The sequence below is a fragment of the Solimicrobium silvestre genome, assembly GCF_002976435.1.
Classification (GTDB): domain Bacteria; phylum Pseudomonadota; class Gammaproteobacteria; order Burkholderiales; family Burkholderiaceae_D; genus Solimicrobium; species Solimicrobium silvestre.
Map to the genome: position 1 here is coordinate 57,070 of NZ_PUGF01000011.1, position 18,807 is coordinate 75,876.

Consider the following 18,807-nt stretch of genomic DNA (forward strand, 5'->3'; position numbering starts at 1 on the left):
AATTTGTGAATAAGCCGTAAATACACTGTGATACCACAATCCTTTATTGCCGATTTAATCGCCCGCGTCGACATTGTCGAGGTGGTGGGTCGCTACGTGCAACTCAAAAAAGGTGGTGCGAATTTCATGGGCTTATGCCCTTTCCATAACGAAAAATCCCCTAGTTTTACGGTGAGCCCAACCAAACAGTTTTATCACTGTTTTGGTTGCGGCGCGCATGGTACGGCGATTGGTTTTTTGATGGAGTATTCCGGTCAGGGCTTCGTCGAAGCAATTAAAGATTTAGCGCAAAGCCACGGCATGGTGGTACCTGAAAATGATCAGATGCCACCGTTGCAACGCGCCGAAATACAGGCTAAAAGCCTTGCTTTAAGCGAAGCAATGACGCGCGCAAGTGATTATTATCGTCGTCAATTAAAAGTAGCCCCAACCGCCATTGCTTATTTGCAGGGACGCGGTTTAAGTGGCGAAATCGCAGCCAAATTCAGCCTGGGCTATGCGCCTGAAGGTTGGGATAATTTGCGCCAGGAATTCAATGATTATGACGAGCCAGCATTGGCGGAATCCGGCATGGTCATCGATAAAGAAGGTGAAGATGGCGGCAGACATAAGCGCTACGATCGCTTCCGTGACCGGGTCATGTTCCCAATCAAAAACACCAAAGGCCAAGTGATTGGATTCGGTGGTCGCGTGATGGGTAGTGGCGAGCCTAAATACTTGAATTCACCGGAAACGCCCTTATTTCAAAAGGGCTACGAATTGTACGGTTTGTTTGAAGCCCGACAAGCGATTCGTGATGCTGGTTATGTATTGGTAACAGAAGGTTATATGGACGTGGTTGCTCTTGCGCAAATGGGTTTCCCGCAAGCGGTGGCAACGTTAGGAACTGCTTGCACTCCTATGCATGTGCAAAAATTATTACGCCAGACCGACCAGGTGATTTTTAGTTTTGACGGTGATTCGGCCGGGAGGCGCGCAGCGCGACGCGCCTTGGATGCCTGTATGCCGCTGGTGAATGACAGTAAGACGATTAAGTTTTTATTCTTGCCAACTGAGCATGATCCGGATAGTTATATTCGTGAGTATGGTGCTGAAGTATTTCACCAAATAGTGCAAGATGCGATGCCGCTTTCCCAATTTTTGTTGAATCTGGTCAGTCAGGACAATGATTTAACTACTTTGGAAGGAAGGGCTCATACCCAGTTTGAAGCCAAACCGGCTTTGCAGGCAATGGTGCCTTCCAGTTTGCGTTTGCAAATTGTGCGTGGTTTAGCGCAGCTAACGCAAACGACGCCGATGGAAATTGAAACCATGTTTGAGCTGGAGCAGCCGGTAGCAAGAGTTAGAGTCGCGCCGCCGAGAGTTAAGCGCAATGCGCCGATGGGCTTAGAGCGGCAGATGATGCGCATTATTTTGGCGCACCCGCCATTGGCAGCGTTAATGGATGCAAATGCACTCCTGGCTGCGGCTGAATTGGCGCCGGACGGTGCGCAAATGTTGAATCAATTGGTGAGTGCTGCTCAAGCTATGGGCAAGCAAGCCCAATTTGCCGCTTTATCTGATCATTTGCGAAATATTAATGCAGACTTTGATGAGTTGATTATGGAAATTGCCAAGCAAAGCGAAACCGATGCAGAGCTGTGTGGTCTTGAGCTGACTTGGGCAATCCGGAATATGAAAATGCAGCAAATCAAGGCCGAGCAAGTTCAATTGACTAATCGCGGCTTGCAGGGCGAATCAGACAAGCTGCGTTTTTACGAATTAAAAAGGCAGTTAGATGAGATAAATCGTCAAAATAGTGACGAAATAGCTTTACGTTAATGGTGGAATCTGTTCCTAGAGAAAAACCACTTTTAGTGCTATAATAATAGGCTTACGTTTTTAGGCGTAGGTGTTACTTTTGCGGATTGGTAGTGGGAAATTGCATGTAAATTAAGTGGTTGATAGTGATTTTGGTGTTGATTCGTTGTTTTGTTATTCAGTAGTTGAAGGTAGTTGAAGGTAATTGAGTAGGTTGTTAAATTCAGTGAGCGTTATGCTCTTTCGAGTAACCCTTGATTTTGATTCAATGGCTAAAGCATGAAGAAACCCGCAAAACCCCAAGTAGATTTCAAAGCAAAAAAATCCAGTGCAACAGAAAAAAAAGCTGCTAATCTGAATTTAGGATCTGCCTTAAAAAAGACTGCAAATAAGGCTCCAACTAAGCCAATAAGTAAGGCTGTAAATAGGTCTGTAATTCAGCCTGCAAGCAAGGCTGCAACTAAGGTAGTTGCACCTCAGAAAACTGCAAAAGCGATTACAGCTACCAAGGTTGTAACTAAAGCAGTAACTAAAGCAGTAACTAAGAAAGTAACTCCGGCAGTTACTGCTAAACCGGAAGTAAAAAAAGCCGTTAATAAAGCAACTGCGAAACCAACTGCTCCAGCGGTTAAAAAGACTAATCCTGTTGGTCAGCATGCGACAAAAATAACAGTTAATAAGGCGTCATTAAATAAATTAAGCACCGCGGTTGTCGTTAAAAAGCCCGGTAATGTAGTAAAAAAAGCGGAACCAGCAGTGGTAACGGCGACCGCCAAAAAAACCACTTCAAGTTCTAAGCAGAACGCACCGGCAGTTTCTAGCGTGCAAGTTAAAGCATCAGCGTTAAAAAGTGATTTAAAGACAGTGATTAAGCCTATCAAGACTTCAGCAAAAGCTGAAAAAGCGCAAGAGACTCCGGAAACGCGTATTACTTCTAACGCGCCGGTCGTCAACCAAACTACAGACGCTGCCCTGTTAGCGGCAATTGATACGTCTGGTTATATTCTGCCTGGCGTAAAAGTGCCTGGGCGTCGTGGCCGCAAGCCAAAAGAATATCAGCCCGAAAATGAAGAGATGGCAGCCTTAAATGCTGTTGAACGTGCTGAGTTAAAAGCCGTCGACAAAGCTAAGGCAAAAGATCGCAAAGCAAAAGAAAAAGCATTATTAAAAGATGCATTTTCTGCTGACACAGAAGCGACTGAAGAAGAGTTGGAACGTCGCCGTCAGAAGCTTAAAGCCCTGATTAAAATGGGTAAAGATCGCGGCTATTTAACGTATGCCGAGATCAACGATCACCTTCCTGAAAACATTGTCGATCCTGAAGCGATCGAAGGTATTATCGGTACCTTCAATGACATGGGTATTGCCGTTTACGAGCAAGCTCCCGATGCTGAAACGTTGCTCTTATCGGATAACGTTGTACAGGTAACGAGTGACGATGATGACGCTGAAGCAGCGGCTGAAGCAGCGCTTTCAACTGTTGATTCCGATTTTGGTCGCACCACTGATCCAGTCCGTATGTATATGCGTGAAATGGGTTCGGTTGAGCTGTTGACGCGCGAAGGCGAAATCGTCATCGCGAAAAAAATCGAAGAAGGTTTGAAAGACATGATTCAAGCCATTTCTGCATGTCCTACGACCATTGCAGAAATCTTGTTGTCCGCTGATCGTATTGCTAATGATGAAATCAAAATTGACGAAATCGTAGATGGTTTAGTCGATATGAATGCGGAAGACATTTCGGTCGTCGTGGTCGCAGCTAGTGTTGCTGAGGAAGAAGACGAGGAAGACGAAGAAGACGAAGAAGAGGAAGAGGAAGAGGAGGGTGCTAGTGCTGCTGGTGCTGCTGGATATTCAGCCGAGCAATTAGAGCAATTAAAGCGCGATGCTTTAGCTAAATTTGCTACCATCGCAACCCAATTTGAAAAAATGCGTAAAGCATTTGAAAAAGAAGGTTATAACTCTAAGCCTTACACTAAAGCGCAAGAAATCATTTCTCACGAATTATTGGGCATGCGGTTTACTGCCAAAGTCGTTGAAAAATTATGCGACACTTTACGCGGTCAAGTAGATGAAGTGCGTCATGTGGAAAAACAGATTTTAGATGTTGTTGTGAATCGTTGCGGTATGTCGCGCGCGCACTTCATCAAAGTTTTTCCTGGCAATGAAGTTAATTTGAACTGGGTTGAAGGCGAAGTAAATGCTGGACACGCTTATAGCGCGATTTTGGGACGAAATGTCCCAGCAGTTCAGCAGTTGCAGCAAAAATTAATTGATCTGCAAATGCGCGTAGTGTTGCCTTTGATTGATCTGCGCGGCATCAATAAAAAGATGTCTGCCGGTGAAATGAAAGCACGTCGCGCCAAGCGTGAAATGACAGAAGCTAACTTGCGTCTGGTTATTTCTATCGCTAAAAAATACACTAACCGTGGTTTGCAATTCTTGGACTTGATCCAAGAAGGTAATATCGGTTTGATGAAGGCCGTAGATAAGTTTGAATATCGTCGCGGTTATAAGTTTTCAACGTACGCAACATGGTGGATTCGTCAGGCGATTACGCGTTCAATCGCTGATCAGGCCCGCACGATTCGTATTCCTGTACACATGATTGAAACCATCAACAAAATGAATCGTATTTCACGACAAATTTTGCAAGAAACTGGGGCAGAACCTGATCCAGCGACCTTGGCAATTAAAATGGAAATGCCGGAAGATAAAATCCGCAAAATCATGAAAATTGCCAAAGAGCCGATCTCAATGGAAACCCCAATTGGTGATGACGATGATTCCCATCTCGGCGATTTCATCGAAGACAATAATACCTTAGCTCCAGCGGATGCGGCATTGCATGCTTCCATGCGCAACGTGGTGAAAGACGTTTTGGATTCACTCACACCACGTGAAGCAAAAGTTTTGCGTATGCGTTTTGGCGTAGAAATGTCAACCGACCATACCCTAGAAGAAGTGGGTAAACAGTTTGACGTGACACGCGAACGGATCCGCCAAATAGAAGCAAAAGCGCTCCGTAAGTTGCGTCACCCATCGCGTTCTGACAAGCTAAAGAGCTTCCTAGAAGGTAATTAATCGGTTACAATAACTGCCGTTTTACGGTGGTTATTGTCTCTTCCGATAAGCTTTTGGGTTTTAGTTTTTAAGCTGAGCCGGATTGAAATCATCGGATCAAAAAACTAGTAAGAAATTGGGCCTCTAGCTCATGTTGGTTAGAGCAGCGGACTCATAATCCGTTGGTACCGTGTTCGACTCACGGGAGGCCCACCAGAATTGAGTAGTAAAAAAGGGGTTACGTTTATTCGTAACCCTTTTTTTTATTTGAAACTTATGGAAGGCTCAACGAAGGTGCATCAGAGATTTAACTGTGCAAACGGTTAATGCATTGAATAAGATCGCGATAGGACAAATGCGATCAGTGATCGGTTTTAGCTTAGTCAAAAAGTTAGAAATCCAAATTCACAAATCCAAGAATAATCGACCCGGCAATCGGCCATTGCAAAATACAACAGAGTTGCAATTAATTGTGATGTCTGCGGTCGTTCAAAATGCCTTAAATAGGGCATATCCAAAATTGCCAAGCTTCTATAAGCTTGCACCTCAGAATTATCATCAATTCAACTCGTTGTAGTTCAATTATAATTGTTAATGTTTTGCAACTTTCCGAAAAAATCGACTTTGCAAGTGAACAAGAACAGTTAGTTCGATATGAACTTCATTTGTTTCTCTTATATTGGCTTAAAAGTGAATTACATTAAAATAATAGCAATAGCTCTGATCTCAATCTTAATCGCAGTTGGAGGTACGCTTTTTTATCGCTCCAAGTCATCGAATAACGCGATCATTCCGATGAATTCCTCGGCAAACGATGCTGCGCTTGAGAATAAATTCAAAGAAATATTGTCCAATTACCGAAAAATAATAGTTCTTGTCGCTGACGAAGACAAACTGTCAAAACCAGAACTGGATGCGAGCATAAGAATCGGCCAGGAAGTGTTTCATGAAAATCAGGAAAAAATCGCTGAAGTGGAAAGAACTTTAGATTCGTTCGTGACCTCCACCCAGACTACCCGTTTTGAAACTACTAATCGCTTGCTTGATTATGTTGAGTCGGACAATACGCTGTTTGATGCTGATCGCCTTGCATTCAAAGATGTGCTTGCTTCATTGCAGACATCGGTGACAAAAGATACCTCGCTAACAGCAATTAAGATGCATAAGCGCATCTCAGAGGATCTGGAAGCGTTAAACGAAATTGAGCACAATTATGAAAAGGAAATGGGGCAAATATTTAGTCACTTTGAACAACGCGGAATCGTTCTGAAAAGAGAAAAATGGGATACCTATGTGGCTCATTTAAAGCAGTTGTATTCGCGGGAAAAGATACTCAAGGACTATGGAACAGTACTGCCAGCAGCCATAAAAACCGAACCTGTCGTTGGGGTGCCTGAAAACAGTAAACCGGAAGGAGAGATCTTCGGTAATAAGCTTCCGCCAAAAACGATCGTGTTAACATTCGATGACGGGCCACATAAGCAATACACGGAAGAAATAGCCGCCATCCTGAAGCAGTATGATGCGCCGGCAGTTTTTTTTAACGTCGGTCAAAATTTAGGTTCAGTTGATGCCAATGGCACCGCAAAATTATCACCTGCTGCCAAGATTAGTCAAAAATTGCGTGACTCAGGCTACGTGATCGGTAATCACAGCTTTACTCATGCGCAGCTATCCAAATTAAGCGGCGATAACTTGCATGCCGAGATATTTAATACGGATGCGTTATTAAAGGCGATGGATGCTAACCGGTCTACTTTATTCCGCTTCCCATACGGTGCGCACAATCAGGAAGGCCTGCAAGCTCTTGAAAAAGCACATTTGAAATCGGTGATGTGGAACATCGATTCGCTGGACTGGGCTGATCCCGTCCCTAGTTCCATCGCAGACCGCGTGTTGAGAACTGTGGAAAAAGAAGGCCGTGGAATTATTCTATTCCATGACATTCACGACCGCGCAGTGAAGGCATTGCCTATCGTGCTGGATCGTCTGGTGGCCGAAGGTTATCAGTTTGCCGGTTGGGATGGCAATGCATTTACTGTTGCAAAGAGCGATAAAGCACCGCAAGAAAAAGTTTCTGTCAGTTCGGGATATAGCAATTCCTGGGCAATTGTGATCGGTATAAATGATTATGCCAAATGGCCCAAGCTGCAATATGCAGTACAAGATTCACAAGGGGTGCGTCAAATTTTGATTGAGAAACTGGGATTCCCTTCTGATCATGTGTTCTCGCTCCAAAACGGTGAAGCCACACGTAACGGAATACTTGCGATGTTCCATGATAGATTGGCTAATTCCAGTGTGCAAAAAGATGACAGGATTTTTGTTTTTTTTGCTGGACATGGAGCAACACGCAAGTTGAGTTCAGGACGCGATCTGGGGTATATCGTTCCAGTCGATTCTGATCCGAATGAATTTGCCGCAGACGCCATCCCCATGACGGAAATTCAAAATATTTCTGAAAGCTTAAATTCAAAACATGTGTTTTTTGTGATGGATGCCTGCTACAGCGGCCTGGGTTTAACGCGAGGCGGAGGTTCCTCCAACTATTTACGGGATAACGCCAAACGGATCGGCAGACAAATGCTGACAGCTGGCGGAACTGATCAAATGGTTGCCGATGGAGGACCGAATGGGCATTCCGTATTCACATGGACATTGTTGCAGGGCCTGTCGGGTAAAGCAGATTTGAACGGTGATGGAATCATCACGGCAACCGAACTTGCTGCCTATGTTGCACCGGCAGTCTCGGCAGTTTCGCAACAAACTCCGGCCTTCGGCAGCTTACCCGGATCCGAGGGAGGTGATTTTGTATTTGAACTGCCAGCGGAAACAGAATATATCAATACAGCTACCACACAACTTTCTAGTGATGCTATTGCACTTAACAGCAAGCTGGATTCAACCAGATCTGAACCAGTAATCGATGAGAAATCGATCAAAACCAAGTCCAATCCAGTAATCAAGGTAAAGGATTTACAGGGTACCGTTCAAACAATTGTGACACCGACAGCCGTGCCAGTTTCTGCTCGCCAGATGGCTCAGCATGCGAATGATCGTGGATTGCAGCTATACAAGGAAAAACAGTATGCGGAAGCAGAGTCTCAATTTACTGAAGCGTTGAAATTGCGTCCAGATTTTGCACTCGCTGCCAATAACCTCGGCTTTGTTTACTATAAGCAGGAAAAATATGTTGAGGCGGCACGTTGGTTTGAAAATACAATCAAAATCGATCCCTCCCGTGCCATTGCGTATCTCAATTTTGGTGATGCGCAATTCCATGGCGGCGATAAGGACAAAGCTAGAAAAGGCTATCAGACATTTTTAGAGCTCAGTCCGAATTCACCGTCGGCTGGTTACGCAAAACAACAGCTGGAAAAACTGTAATAGGATAATTAATCATGCCTATGCAGATTTTAATCGTTGAAGATGAGCCTGCCATTGCCGATACTTTGCTCTATGCGCTCACGACCGACGGTTTTGTTGTCGAGTGGGTAATCACCGGTTTTAATGCTGCTGCGAAAAAATAATTGCAAAATTGCGCCAATTAAAATTTTCGATTGCCCGCTGTATTGCGAATTGCTGCCGGACACTTTTGAAGTGCAACAGGCGAGACCGTACAAGTCTGTTGCATCGGTACCTCATCGCCTCAAGGGTTGCCAATCCAAAAATCTTCTCTACCTAAGAGTGAAGCCTTCTTTGCGGGCTTCCCATCGATTATCGTGTCCTCCTCGGCAAGCAGCTCATCGAGTAGAATCCAAGTAAATCGGTCCCCGTTGAGCTCCTGCGGGTAGAGCATCAGAATAATATCCCGTTCACCGTCATCCTGCAGTTCGTTGAGAGCCCATTTTTTGAACGCTTCGTACTTCTTAAGCTCTTCAACTGTGAGGCCGAACTCGGTGATGTTGTTCGTCGCATGAAATTTGGCATCGACATAAACGAGGGACTCATTCTCATTTAATGAGAACGCAAAGTCGGGCCGCTTCCCGCCACATTTCGAAAGGCTGATCGGCATGGTACCGGGGGTCTGAGGAAAATCAAAGTGGTCATATCCCTTATGGTCAAACCATTCCCGTGCCCATCGCTCGCTCTCCCAGAATGCGAGTACCTGCTCGCGCAATATCGTCTGCCGTGGCACGTGAACGCGCCTGGCACTGCTCCTTCCGCATTGGCGACCCTGACTTTGCAATGCGAGTAGACAAGTTGACCTCTCTCCGTGAAAATATAAACATCACATTCACATTTTTTCTCACTTCGAAAGGACACTCCGATTATGAGCACCTTGACATTACTTCACACGCTTTTTGAGTATCAAGCTTGGGCGAATGGCGAGTTTTTAGAAAAAATGAAGAGCTTTGATGCGGAGCTGCACAATGATCGTCGGCACACTGCCATGCGTTTGATCAACCACACGTGCATAGTGAGTCAAATATTCGCGGCGCATCTCACCGGCGCAAACCACAATCTAACTACCGACAATCCCATAGATACGCCATCGCTAGAAGATTTACGTGAAGCAGTGGCAGCATCAGATCGCTGGTACCTTACGTATTTGGAAAATCTGACGCCGGATCAACTATCCGAATCTATCCCGTTCGTATTTACCGATGGGGATAAAGGGTATATGTCGAGAGAAGAAATGCTGACCCATGTCGTCGTCCATCACGGTTACCACCGGGGCGAAGTCGGGCGCATCATGGGGCAAATTTCGCTCCCGATCCCTTGGGATACTTATGCCGTATATCTCCACCAGACCGAGCCTTTGCGCCGACTGAAAACATAGAGAACTACAAATAACTCGCCGCCACTCCTTAGAATAATTTCTTGGTCATTTTGCGAAAAGCCAACTACGTATCCTGCCGCATTATCTCTGATTACATCCGTTCATCCACTTCCTGCAAGCCAAACATAGGTGCGCCATGCTGCATTAATCAGCTGGCCTATGTGTTCTAGCATTAATTCACGCTAAAACAGTGTTAAACAAGCCATTTAATTAAGTCCACCAACAAGTGATCTAGAAATTATACATCTAGTCATCTAGATGTCATTGCTACGTCATATTCAAATCTTATGATGCACTCCGTCGTAGATGATGTCATCAGTCGCGTCCGACACCCAATAACCGATACCACTTTGTAATTCATCTCTCAGGAGTTTTTCATGCAGATTCGCCATTCGTTTATGACCATCGCACTACTGCTGGCTACGTTTAGCCGTGTTGCAAGCGCCGAAAGCAATTTAACCGTCTACACCGCGTTAGAAGCCGATCAGTTAAAGGCGTATCAAAGCCAGTTTGAAACGGAATATCCAGACATCAAAATCCGCTGGGTGCGTGATTCGACAGGTGTGATCACGGCTAAATTATTAGCAGAAAAAGCAGCGCCACAAGCCGATGTGGTGATGGGCGTTGCGGCGACTTCCTTATTAGTGCTGCAAAAAGAAGGCATGTTGCAAGCCTATGCGCCTAAAGGTGTCGAAAAACTGAGCAAGCAATATGTTGATAATCGTAATCCGCCAAGCTGGGTTGGGATGGACGTTTGGGGTGCCGCGATTTGCTTTAATACCGTCGAAGCTAACAAGCTTGGTTTAAAAAAACCGGAAAGCTGGAAAGACCTGTTGAAACCGGAATACAAGGGCAAAATCGTTATGCCTAATCCCGCATCAAGCGGAACAGGCTACTTTGATGTCAGCGCCTGGTTGCTGCAATTCGGTGACAAAGGCGGCTGGGATTACATGGATAAATTGCATGAAAATATCGCGCAATACACTCACTCAGGTTCAAAGCCATGCAAGCAAGCCGCTTCTGGCGAATTCCCGATCGGTATTGCCTTTGAATATCGTGGCGCTAAGTTGAAAGAAAGTGGCGCACCGATTGAGTTGGTATTTCCAAAAGAAGGACTGGGCTGGGATGTCGAAGCAACGGCAATTATGGCCGGTACAAAAAATCTGGATGCGGCACGCAAATTGGCTGACTGGTCTGCATCTAAATCCGGTAACGAACAGTTCGCTAAAAACTTTGCGATTGTTGCTTATCCAGGTGTAGCTAAAGCGAATCCACTTATCCCGGCAAATTATGAAGATATGTTGATCAAGCAGGATTTGAACTGGTCTGCATTAAATCGTGACCGTATTTTGGCGGAATGGACTAAACGTTACGATGGTAAATCCGAACCAAAACCGAAGCAATAATTTGATGAAAAAAGTAGTAAGTAAATCGCAGGCTGGGAAGCCGAATACCCGGCTTGCGACCAAATTTAAGATTAACTAATACGACCATTTGTGATGACTCTTTCCGTGCAACATATTACCGAACTGTTCAGTAACGCCGATACGCATTTGTATGGTGGTGAAGCAATCACGCACCAGCAACATGCGTTGCAAACAGCGTGGATGGCGGAGCAGGCGAATGAGGATGATGCCCTGATTATTGCCTGTCTGTTGCACGATCTTGGTCATATGTTGTTTGGTCAGGGTGATGAATATTTGGCGTGTGGAATTGATGACCGGCACGAACAAAAAATAGTCCCATTTTTGTCTTTACTATTTCCCGCAGAAGTCCTTGAACCAATCCGTTGGCATGTGGATGCTAAACGCTATCTTTGTTATGCCGACCCGTATTATCAGGCGGCTTTATCGGAGGCATCAAAGATGAGTATGGAATTGCAAGGCGGTGTGATGAATGAAGCTGATGCGCTGTGTTTTTTTAATCGTCGCTATGCACAAGCAGCGCTGGCTTTGCGTCGTTACGACGATGCAGCCAAAGTGCCCAATTTGGTGGTTCCAGAATTTACACATTATTTTCCGCGTCTGTTGGCATTGACAGAAAAGAAGTCGGCGCTATGAAATTTGAAAACCATAACGTGTTTAAGAAGGCACAAGAAAACATGAACTTGAATGAAGCAATGGCCGATGAAAATAGGTGGCTCCGTATTCATTCCATCAACAAAAAATTTGATTCTTTTACAGCGTTGAATGACATCAATTTGCAGATTAAAAAAGGTGAATTCCTTTGTTTGTTAGGCCCTTCCGGCTGTGGGAAAACGACCTTGTTACGCATTATTGCGGGCTTGGAAGCGCAGGACAGCGGTGGCGTGATAATGAGCGGGCGCGAGATCGGCAATTTGCCGCCGGCCAAACGCAATTACGGCATCGTATTTCAATCGTATGCACTATTTCCCAATTTAACGGTGAGTGCCAATGTGGGTTATGCGCTGAAATCAAACCGGGTAGAAAAAGCCAAGAGGGTAAGCGAGCTGCTGGATATGGTCGACTTAAATGGAACAGAACATCGTTATCCGGCGCAGTTATCCGGTGGCCAGCAACAACGCGTTGCCCTGGCGCGTGCGCTGGCAACATCGCCAAGTTTGTTATTGCTGGATGAGCCATTGTCGGCACTGGACGCCAAAGTGCGTGAAAAAGTGCGGCAGGAATTACGGCATTTACAGAAAAAATTAGGTGTGACCACCATCATGGTGACGCACGATCAAGACGAGGCAATGGAAATTGCCGACACGATAGCGGTCATGAGTAATGGCCGGGTGGAGCAAGTCGGCACGCCGGAGCAAATCTATCGCGAACCGGCTTCGCGGTTTGTGGCTGAATTTGTAGGAAGCGCGAACTGGTTATCTGCGCAGTTAAGTTCAGACGGAAAAATAAGCCTGGCTGGTTTGCCACAAAAGGTGATGAATGAAAAGGCGCTCTCTAGCATGGTTAATGTGGAGAGTACAACTGAGGTGACGCTGTTTTGCCGACCAGAAAATGTACAGATTGAGGCGCATTGGCAGGCTAATTCGCAAGCGATGATGGCGGAGGTGGAGCGCGTTGAATTCCATAGTGGTCAGCGCCGCGCCTGTTTATCGTTATGCGCTAATCGGGCGATTCGCATCTTGGCGGATGTTGGGCCAAATGATGCAGGTTATCCCTTGCTTGAAGTTGGTCGCCGCGTTCCTGTGACCTTACCTGCTCATTCCGTTCGTGTGTTCCACGGAGCGGAAAAATGAAGCCAGCAGTAAAGCACCACTATTCTCCTTTGTTTTTTCTGCGCTCGACTAATGTATTGCGTAGCACCGATGAACTGGCGGCGAGTTGGATAGCTGCTGCGCTAGCGCTAGCCTTGCTAATTTTCATTGGCTGGCCGCTGATGACGATGTTGATGATGACGGTGAAGTCCGCAGACCATCACTATATTGGATTAGCTAACTGGTCGGCGATGGTGGCAGAGCCACGTCTGCGCGATGCAACCTGGAATAGCGTGCTATTGGCCGTAGTGACCGTTTGCACTGTGCTGCCAATCGCTCTGGCGTTTGCGTTTGCCATTACGCGCACAACGATGGTGTGGCGAAATTTTTTCCGCGTGATTGCCTTGGCACCGATGCTGGCTCCATCACTGATGCCGGCGATTTCACTGGTGTACTTATTCGGCAACCAGGGTTTGCTCAAAGGTTGGATGGGCGGTAGTTCTATTTATGGCTCTATCGGTATTGTGATGGGCGAGATTTTTTACACCTTTCCGCACGCATTATTGATTCTAATTGCTGCACTGAGCATGGCCGATGCTCGTTTGTATGAAGCTGCCGAATCGTTGGGTGCCAGCAAATTACGCCGTTTCTGGACGATTACTTTACCTAATGCACGGTACGGCATTGTTTCTGCCGGCATGGTGGTTTTTACTTTAGTAGTAACGGATTTTGGTGTTCCTAAGGTTATTGGCGGTCAAATTAACGTGCTGGCATTGGAGGCCTATAAGCAAGTAATTGGTCAGCAAAATTTTAGTAAAGGTGCCGTTGTCGGTGGCATGTTGCTATTGCCTGCTGTGCTTAGCTTTGCGGTGGAACAATGGTTATCGCGCCACAAGTCGGCAAATATGACAGGTCGTTCTGTTGTGTATAAACCCAGTAGAAATTGGTTGCGTGATGTGGTTTTGTTTGTGTTATGTGCTGCTGTTTCTATCTTCGTATTGGCTTTGCTCGGTGTGGCTGGGGCGGCTTCCTTTATTAAATTATGGCCTTATGACATGAGCTTAACCTGGTCTCATTTTGATTTTGACCAACTCGATGGCAGCGGCTGGCAAGCGTTTCGCAATAGCATGCAGCTGGCTTTCTGGACGACCTTATTTGGAACCAGTTTTATTTTTATAACTGCCTATTTGCTGATCAAAATGCCCGTTCCCCGCGCCGTGGCTACCACCATTCGTAGTTTGGCCATTTTGCCGATGGCGGTCCCGGGGATGGTGTTAGGCCTTGGTTATATTTTTCTCTTTAATGATCCGGTCAATCCTTTGCATCGGCTCTACGGAACCATGGCGATATTAGTCATTGCCACCATCGCACATTTTTATACGACGGCACATCTGACCATGGTGACAACGTTGCGTCAGATTGATGCGGAGATTGAAGCTGTAGCGCGTAGTTTGCGTCGCCCTTGGTGGTTCACGATGGTGCGGGTAACCATACCGATGAGTTTGCCTGCGTTGCTGGATGTAGCCCGGTATTTGTTTGTCTCCAGCATGACGACAGTCAGCTGCGTAATTTTTTTGTACACGCCGGATACGGTGTTGGCAGGAGTTGCCGTCTTGAATATGGACGATGCAGGCGATACCGCATCGGCTGCGGCAATGGCGAGTTTGATTGTAGTGAGTTCACTGCTTGTGACGCTGTTGATGAACAGTGCGGGGCGCTGGCTTAACCGGCACGGACAGGCTTGGCGGCTGACTTAGCATTTATAAATAATTTATTGAGCTGTAATTTTTTAAACGACTAACTAAAACTGAAGAAAAACAATGCGCGATCCTTTACTTTTAACACCAGGCCCATTAACCACATCACTTGCCACCAAAACTGCCATGTTGCATGACTGGGGTTCATGGGATAAAGACTTCAATCACTTGACGGCTCAAGTACGCCAAAAATTAGTTGAGTTAATTGATGGACAGGGCACGCATACCTGTGTCCCATTGCAAGGATCAGGCACGTTCGCCGTTGAGGCGGCAATCGGTACATTAATGCCGCGTGGCGGCAAATTACTTTGTCTGGTTAATGGTGCTTACGGCAAACGTATTGCACAACTTACTGAAGTGATGGGGCGGCGCGTAACAGTCAAGGATTTTGGTGAGTCTAAAGCGGTTGATGCAGAAGCGGTTGCTGTATGTTTGGCGCAGGACGATGAAATTACCCATGTCGCCGTGGTGTATTGCGAAACCAGTACCGGCATATTGAATCCGATGGAAGCAATTTCCGCCGCAGTGGCAGCAGCAGGTAAAAAACTGATTATTGATGCGATGAGTGCGTTTGGTGCGTTATCGATTTCAACCGCTAAATTGACCTTTGATGCGGTGATTGCGTCTAGTAATAAATGTTTGGAAGGCGTACCCGGAATGGGCTTTGTATTGGCAAATATCCAGTCGCTGGAACAGGCTAAAGGGAATTCGCATTCTTTATCCCTCGATTTGCATGATCAATGGCAGTACATGGAGCGCACCGGCCAATGGCGCTATACCCCGCCCACCCATGTATTGGCAGCGTTGGCGTCCGCACTGCATCAGTACGATCAAGAGGGTGGACAAGCGGCCAGATTGGCACGCTATACCGAAAATTGCCAACAACTGATTTCTGGCATTAACGGACTTGGCCTGCGTTCATTTTTAGCGCCTGAGATTCAAGCGCCGATCATCGTGACGGTGCACGCTCCTGTACATCCAAATTGGCAATTTAATGAATTTTACCAATTGACCAAAGACGAAGGTGTTGTGCTTTACCCGGGCAAATTAACGGATGCAGAAACGTTCCGGGTCGGCTGTATCGGTGCTATAGGCAAAGCCGAAATTGCCATGGCGATTGATGCCATGGCGCGTGCTTTTAAGCAAATGGGAATAGAAACGGCTGCGCTTTAACTCATCGCCTTTTTACTGCAACCTTATTATTTATTTAGCGAGAATTATTATGACCCAACATCATCAGGACTATCGTTACACCCGCCATTATCAAGGTCAGGTTCAAGCCGTCATTTTTGACTGGGCTGGCACCTTGGTTGATTTCGGTTCATTTGCTCCAACCCGAATTTTGATCGATGCCTTTGCCGGCTTCGGCATCACCATTACGCTCAGCGAAGCACGTATTCCGATGGGTTTAGGTAAGTGGGATCACATCAAGGCGTTGGGTCAACAACCAGCTGTTGCGCAACGTTGGGTAGCACATCACGGTCGCGACATGACGGACAGTGATGTGGATGCTATTTATGCTGCTTTTTTACCTCTGCAAATTGCGCGTGTTGGAGAGTATTCCGATGTTATTCCCGGTGCGCTGGAGGTATTGGCCGATTTGGCAGAACGCGGTATTCGACGCGGCTCATGTTCTGGATATCCACGCGTTGTGATGGATAAATTATTGGAACACGCTGCCCAAAAAGGTGTGATTGTCGAACATGCCGTGGCAACGGATGACTTACCGCACGGCGGCCGTCCCGGTCCTTGGATGGCGTTGGCGAATGTGATTGCTTTAGGCGCAGGCGATGTCAGTGCCTGCGTTAAAGTGGACGACACAACGCCCGGTATTGAAGAAGGCCTTGCTGCCGGTATGTGGACGGTTGGTTTAGCCTTGTCAGGTAATGAAGTCGGGTTGACTTTACAAGAACTCAAAACCTTGCCGCCTGCTGAAGTAGAGCGCAAACGCGCCTTTGCATACCAAAAATTAATGCGCGCAGGTGCGCATTTTGTAATTGATACTATTGCCGATTTGCCCGCCATCCTTGATCTTATCGAAAGCCGCATGGTTAAGGGGGAGCGTCCATGAGTGTTGTATCGGCGCATCGAGTAGCAATTATTGGTTCCGGTATTGTTGGTCTGGCACACGCGTGGGCGGCAAGTTTGCGCGGTGATGCTGTCACTGTTTATGAGCGCGATACTCAGGCAGTTGGTGCCTCGGTGCGTAATTTTGGCTTGGGTTTGGTTTTGGGGCAGCCACAAGGCGAGTTGTACGATATGGCATTGCGTAGTCGTGCCATGTGGCTGGAATTTTTTCGCGATACCGATTGCTGGCACAAGGCACAAGGTAGTTTAACCGTGGCGAGAACACCGGCTGAGTTGGCTGTCATTGAAGCGTTTCAGCAGGAATGTGGTGCAGCTTACGGCACTAAATTAATGAACGCCGCAGAGGTAGCTACGCATCACGCAACGGGTTTGGGAGGTTTATATAGTGGCACTGAAATCGCTCTCGAATCACGTTATGCAATGGGCATATTAGCGAAGTGGTTAGCTGTTCGTCATGGCGTTAAGTTTGAATACGGTGTGCAGGTTAATGCGATTGAGCTGCCTAAACTGCATTCAAGCACCGGCATCCACTACGCAGATCAGGTGGTGATCTGTTCCGGGCACGATTTTCAAACGCTTTATCCGCAGCACTATGCCAACCTTGGCGCAGGTGTTGGAATTAAGCGTTGTGCTTTGCAGATGTTGCGAGTTGCTAATCCCGGCATACAACTGGCTCCGGCTTTGATGACGGGCTTATCTACGTTACGTTATGAGGCATATACCGAATGCAAAGCACTGGCTGAACCATTGGCTGCTTTACGGGCCGAGGTAGAGAGAACCGCGCCAGCGTTACTGGAGCATGATATTCATTTGATCGTTCAGCAAGTCGGTGCCAGAGGAGATTTGCTGATTGGTGATTCACACGTGCATAGTGAAACAGTTAGCCCGTTTAGCCGGACCGATATTGATGCTCTTATCCTTGGATTGGCAGAAAATTTGCTTGGTCGCTCTTTGTCTGTTTTAGAACATTGGCAAGGTGTGTATGCTAGCGGGCCAAATGCTTATGAATTGATAACGCCGGCAGAACATGTTTTAGGCGTTGTTATTACTGGTGGAACCGGTATGAGCATTTCGTTTGCCCTGGCTCAAAAAAATCTTACTTAACGTTTTATTTAACCAATTATGACTAACAAAAAAATCGACCGTAGTGCAGGCAATAGTATTTGGCGTCAAATTGAAGATGCATTAAGTGCCGATATTCTTTCCGGCAGCCTAACGCATCGCTTACCCAACGAGGCAACGTTGGCGGAGCGATTTAATGTCAACCGGCATACGGTGCGACAAGCTGTTAAAGCCCTGGTAGAGCGCGGCATGGTGGATGTGGTGCATGGCAGCGGCACTTTTGTGCGAGATAACATTATCGATTATCAACTTGGTCGCCGCACTCGTTTGGCGCATAGCCTCGCCAAGAGCGATCGGGTTGGAAAAAGTCAGGTGTTTAATTGGGCCGTCATTAAGGGGGGCGAAGGTAGCGAAAATGTGGAGATAGCGGAAGTATTAACGCTGCTGGATTTACCCTTTGACGCCAGCGTACTTGCAGTGGAGTCGCTTGATATCGTCGATGGCAATGTGATCAGCGTTTGTAAGCAGTATTTCCCCTTGCCGCGCTTTGCTGGGTTGGGTGAGATTTATACAAAAACCGGCATCACGCATTTAGCTTTATCTCAGTTTGGGGTGCATAGTTTTCAGCGTCGTATGAGCCGGGTTTCTGCCAGGTTGCCCGACAGGGAAGTCGCGCAACAATTAGCGCAGCCCAGCACATTTCCTATCCTGTATGTTGAAACGGTCTACGTTGATGAAAATCAGCAGGCGATTGAATACGGTATTTCGCAATTCAATAGTGCAGCAATACAAATTGTGATCGAGCCGGATTAATGGAGCGATCAATCATCCAAGGGCGCTTGCTGAATCTCGTTTTCAGCAAACCCTGCCATAGGGAAAAAGGGGAGGTGCTCATTGCACATCTTCTCCTCTAAATAATCCCAACGTAAGTCTGATTGTAAATACGAATCTGCAGCCAATCTGTTTATCCAGATGGCCGCTAGGGAGGGCTTTTTTTAAAATTTTGCTTTCAATGTGAAATTTGGAAGAAAGAGCAGTAGTAGTTGGACGTTGCAAGTAATTCAAAAAATTAAATTAAT

Annotated in this window: 14 protein-coding genes and 1 tRNA gene; 14 read left to right on the forward strand and 1 reads right to left on the reverse strand. The window is 46.5% G+C overall.

The window, feature by feature from the left end:
* Window positions 1-27 precede the first annotated feature (27 nt).
* The 5 genes from dnaG (at window position 28) to S2091_RS12425 (ending at window position 8,393) form a co-directional block, all read left to right on the forward strand.
* A complete protein-coding gene (gene dnaG / locus S2091_RS12400; RefSeq protein WP_105532259.1) occupies window positions 28-1,821 on the forward strand; it encodes a DNA primase in 1,794 nt (597 codons plus the stop codon).
* A gap of 906 nt (window positions 1,822-2,727) precedes the next feature.
* Complete coding sequence (gene rpoD, locus S2091_RS12405) at window positions 2,728-4,884, forward strand: RNA polymerase sigma factor RpoD (RefSeq protein WP_423828239.1); 2,157 nt, start codon at window positions 2,728-2,730, stop codon at window positions 4,882-4,884.
* Between the two features lie 117 nt (window positions 4,885-5,001).
* Window positions 5,002-5,079, forward strand: a tRNA-Ile gene (locus S2091_RS12410).
* Window positions 5,080-5,658: 579 nt separating this feature from the next.
* Window positions 5,659-8,250, forward strand: coding sequence for a polysaccharide deacetylase family protein (locus S2091_RS12420; RefSeq protein ID WP_105532342.1), 2,592 nt, complete (start codon window positions 5,659-5,661; stop codon window positions 8,248-8,250).
* Between the two features lie 14 nt (window positions 8,251-8,264).
* On the forward strand, window positions 8,265-8,393 hold the full coding sequence (locus S2091_RS12425) for a hypothetical protein (protein ID WP_279337910.1): 129 nt from the start codon (window positions 8,265-8,267) through the stop codon (window positions 8,391-8,393).
* Between the two features lie 119 nt (window positions 8,394-8,512).
* Here the strand turns inward: S2091_RS12425 and S2091_RS12430 are convergent, their stop codons facing one another.
* Window positions 8,513-8,983 (reverse strand): hypothetical protein, encoded by a 471-nt coding sequence (locus S2091_RS12430; RefSeq protein ID WP_133166905.1) that lies wholly within the window; start codon window positions 8,981-8,983, stop codon window positions 8,513-8,515.
* Window positions 8,984-9,136: 153 nt separating this feature from the next.
* Between S2091_RS12430 and S2091_RS12435 the strand changes: the two genes are divergently transcribed.
* From S2091_RS12435 to phnF, 9 genes are all read left to right on the forward strand, one after another.
* Window positions 9,137-9,646 carry a DinB family protein gene (locus tag S2091_RS12435; RefSeq protein ID WP_105532262.1) on the forward strand — a complete coding sequence of 170 codons (510 nt, stop codon included), beginning with the start codon at window positions 9,137-9,139 and terminating at the stop codon, window positions 9,644-9,646.
* 377 nt (window positions 9,647-10,023) lie between these two features.
* A complete protein-coding gene (locus tag S2091_RS12440) occupies window positions 10,024-11,052 on the forward strand; it encodes a putative 2-aminoethylphosphonate ABC transporter substrate-binding protein (RefSeq protein ID WP_105532263.1) in 1,029 nt (342 codons plus the stop codon).
* A gap of 93 nt (window positions 11,053-11,145) precedes the next feature.
* Window positions 11,146-11,706 (forward strand): HD domain-containing protein, encoded by a 561-nt coding sequence (locus S2091_RS12445; RefSeq protein WP_105532264.1) that lies wholly within the window; start codon window positions 11,146-11,148, stop codon window positions 11,704-11,706.
* Entirely contained in the window at window positions 11,703-12,863 is a 1,161-nt protein-coding gene (locus S2091_RS12450) for a putative 2-aminoethylphosphonate ABC transporter ATP-binding protein (RefSeq protein WP_423828238.1), read from the forward strand. The genes S2091_RS12445 and S2091_RS12450 overlap by 4 nt, the downstream gene beginning before the upstream one ends.
* Complete coding sequence (locus S2091_RS12455; RefSeq protein ID WP_105532265.1) at window positions 12,860-14,578, forward strand: putative 2-aminoethylphosphonate ABC transporter permease subunit; 1,719 nt, start codon at window positions 12,860-12,862, stop codon at window positions 14,576-14,578. The genes S2091_RS12450 and S2091_RS12455 overlap by 4 nt, the downstream gene beginning before the upstream one ends.
* 63 nt (window positions 14,579-14,641) lie before the next feature.
* On the forward strand, window positions 14,642-15,751 hold the full coding sequence (locus tag S2091_RS12460) for a 2-aminoethylphosphonate--pyruvate transaminase (protein WP_105532266.1): 1,110 nt from the start codon (window positions 14,642-14,644) through the stop codon (window positions 15,749-15,751).
* A 49-nt stretch (window positions 15,752-15,800) separates the two neighbouring features.
* Window positions 15,801-16,649, forward strand: coding sequence for a phosphonoacetaldehyde hydrolase (gene phnX / locus S2091_RS12465; RefSeq protein ID WP_105532267.1), 849 nt, complete (start codon window positions 15,801-15,803; stop codon window positions 16,647-16,649).
* Complete coding sequence (locus S2091_RS12470) at window positions 16,646-17,770, forward strand: TIGR03364 family FAD-dependent oxidoreductase (RefSeq protein ID WP_105532268.1); 1,125 nt, start codon at window positions 16,646-16,648, stop codon at window positions 17,768-17,770. The genes phnX and S2091_RS12470 overlap by 4 nt, the downstream gene beginning before the upstream one ends.
* A gap of 18 nt (window positions 17,771-17,788) precedes the next feature.
* Window positions 17,789-18,541: a phosphonate metabolism transcriptional regulator PhnF gene (gene phnF / locus S2091_RS12475; protein ID WP_105532269.1), complete on the forward strand. Its 753-nt coding sequence runs from the start codon at window positions 17,789-17,791 to the stop codon at window positions 18,539-18,541.
* The last annotated feature ends 266 nt before the right edge of the window (window positions 18,542-18,807 follow it).

What these genes read in the sequence shown, in the direction of transcription:
- phnF (WP_105532269.1), top strand. Translation starts at nt 17,789, where the DNA reads ATGACTAACAAAAAAATCGACCGTAGTGCAGGCAATAGTATTTGGCGT.
- S2091_RS12445 (WP_105532264.1), top strand. Translation starts at nt 11,146, where the DNA reads ATGACTCTTTCCGTGCAACATATTACCGAACTGTTCAGTAACGCCGAT.
- S2091_RS12440 (WP_105532263.1), top strand. Translation starts at nt 10,024, where the DNA reads ATGCAGATTCGCCATTCGTTTATGACCATCGCACTACTGCTGGCTACG.
- S2091_RS12470 (WP_105532268.1), top strand. Translation starts at nt 16,646, where the DNA reads ATGAGTGTTGTATCGGCGCATCGAGTAGCAATTATTGGTTCCGGTATT.
- S2091_RS12460 (WP_105532266.1), top strand. Translation starts at nt 14,642, where the DNA reads ATGCGCGATCCTTTACTTTTAACACCAGGCCCATTAACCACATCACTT.
- S2091_RS12435 (WP_105532262.1), top strand. Translation starts at nt 9,137, where the DNA reads ATGAGCACCTTGACATTACTTCACACGCTTTTTGAGTATCAAGCTTGG.
- S2091_RS12420 (WP_105532342.1), top strand. Translation starts at nt 5,659, where the DNA reads ATGAATTCCTCGGCAAACGATGCTGCGCTTGAGAATAAATTCAAAGAA.
- S2091_RS12455 (WP_105532265.1), top strand. Translation starts at nt 12,860, where the DNA reads ATGAAGCCAGCAGTAAAGCACCACTATTCTCCTTTGTTTTTTCTGCGC.
- phnX (WP_105532267.1), top strand. Translation starts at nt 15,801, where the DNA reads ATGACCCAACATCATCAGGACTATCGTTACACCCGCCATTATCAAGGT.
- S2091_RS12450 (WP_423828238.1), top strand. Translation starts at nt 11,703, where the DNA reads ATGAAATTTGAAAACCATAACGTGTTTAAGAAGGCACAAGAAAACATG.
- S2091_RS12425 (WP_279337910.1), top strand. Translation starts at nt 8,265, where the DNA reads ATGCCTATGCAGATTTTAATCGTTGAAGATGAGCCTGCCATTGCCGAT.